2 protein-coding genes are annotated in these 562 nt (G+C 37.7%); both read right to left on the reverse strand.

Annotated features, from left to right (window positions below):
- Nucleotides 1–283, reverse strand: a 283-nt coding sequence (locus RF637_RS13865; protein ID WP_368845133.1) for a hypothetical protein, incomplete at its 3' end; no start/stop codon positions are given.
- A gap of 72 nt (nt 284–355) precedes the next feature.
- On the reverse strand, nt 356–562 hold a 207-nt coding region (locus RF637_RS13870; protein ID WP_368845134.1), incomplete at its 5' end, for a hypothetical protein.

The raw sequence follows: 562 nt of genomic DNA on the forward strand, positions 1-562 counted from the left end.
AAACTCCTGCAACTTCAGAAGTAACTCCACGAGCAGCATCAGATATGTCTTTGTAAATACCAGCTTTTGCTTCCTGAACAGTAGATTCCACTTTTTGGATATCAGCTTTTGTGTCATTGATTTTGTCCCACACAGAAACTGCAGCAGCACCAAAACCACCACCTACTAAAGCTCCACCGACAGCACCCCAACCGGAGCCCCATCCTCGATTATTACAACATTCATCACTATAACGATTACGATCCGCAACCACTACAGTACCTTCACCAGATTTAACTTCCATAATAGTTTTAAAGTTAATAATTAAATTTATCTATCAATAAATGTACTAGTGTTGTGTTTAGGATTAAATTGTCTAGGTGGGCCAAGAAACATCCCAATGATGGGTATTATTCCCCTCTTCAATCCTAAAGTTACCAATTGATAACCATAAACCTCTTACAGAATTATAGGCCCATACATAAACATTATCTCCAATCCCTCTATCCTTAGTAGTACTTTGAATAGAATTCACAGTTATTTTACCTTCTACTGAGTCCACTATAATACCCTCACGTATTAA

It is taken from the genome of Kocuria sp. CPCC 204721 (genome assembly GCF_040980945.1).
Lineage (GTDB): Bacteria > Actinomycetota > Actinomycetes > Actinomycetales > Micrococcaceae > Kocuria > Kocuria marina.